2 protein-coding genes are annotated in these 1,132 nt (G+C 74.3%); both read left to right on the top strand.

Features of this window, described 5'->3' with window-relative positions; genetic code table 11:
* On the top strand, positions 1 to 926 hold a 926-nt coding region (locus tag EU811_RS23255; protein ID WP_274595853.1), incomplete at its 5' end, for an amidase family protein.
* Positions 927 to 936: 10 nt separating this feature from the next.
* Positions 937 to 1,132 (top strand): hypothetical protein (locus EU811_RS23250; RefSeq protein ID WP_142940592.1); only part of this gene is annotated, 196 nt, incomplete at its 3' end.

Here is a 1,132-nt window from a genome sequence, read left to right as displayed (position 1 = left end):
GTCTCGTGGGCTCGGTGCGGATCCCGGCCTCCTGGACGCATCTGATCGGCATCAAACCGCAGCGCGGCCGCATCTCGACCTGGCCGCGCGCGGAGTCCTTTCACGGCATCACGGTCAACGGCACGCTCGCCCGTACGGTCGAGGACGCCGCGCTACTGCTGGACGCGGCGAGCGGCAGCCACGAGCGCGATCTGCACCGCCCGTCCGCACTGCGAGTGTCGGACGCGGTGGGCCGGGACCCGGGCAGGCTGCGCATCGCGCTCTCGCTGAAGCCGCCGTTCACGGCGCTGCCCGCCCGGCTGCGGCCCGACGTACGGGCCCGGGTCCTCGCGCTCGCGGAGCGGCTGACCGCGCTCGGCCACGAGGTGGAGGAGGCCGATCCGCCGTACGGGCAGATCGGGCTGGCCTTCGTCCCGCGCGCCACGGCCGGGATCGCCGAGCGGGTCCGCGAGACGCCCCATCCGCACCTGCTCGACCGGCGCACTCTGGAGGCCACCCGGCTGGGCCGGCTGCTCGGCGGGGCCCCGTTGCGGCTGGCCCGGCGCGCCGAGGCGAGGCTGCACCGGCGCATCGGATCGCTCTTCGACACGTACGACGTGGTGCTCGCGCCGACGACCGCCGCTCCCCCGCCGCGCATCGGCGCCCTGCACGGTCTGAGCGGCTTCGGGACGGACCGGGCCATGATCGCCGCCTGTCCGTACGCCTGGCCGTGGATCGTGCTGGGCTGGCCCGGCGTCAACGTCCCCGCGGGGTTCGTCGACGGTTCGCTGCCGGTGGGCGCGCAGCTGCTGGGTCCCGCGAACAGCGAGCTGCTCCTCGTGTCGCTGGCCGCGCAGTTGGAGGCGGACCAGCGGTGGTACGAGCGCCGGCCGAGCGGTGAAGTGGACGGCGCCGTACCTGATTTCGGGGCGCCCACCGGCCCGTAGTCTGGGGACCATGGACGACGCGTCGATGGTGGGCCTCATGGGACGGGTGACCGGCACGATCGGGCCGGGACTCGTCGGCGAGGTGATCGTCCGGGTCCGCGGCGGCGCCGAGCACTTCCTCGCGTATCCCGCCTCCCCGAAGGACCGCATCGAGACGGGCACGGTGGTGATGGTGGTGGAGTACCTGCCGCCGCGGACGGTGTACG

The sequence above is a fragment of the Arthrobacter sp. TS-15 genome (assembly GCF_006964045.1).
In the GTDB taxonomy this organism is placed as follows: domain Bacteria; phylum Actinomycetota; class Actinomycetes; order Actinomycetales; family Micrococcaceae; genus Arthrobacter.
This window is presented reverse-complemented; position numbering and strand designations above follow the sequence as displayed.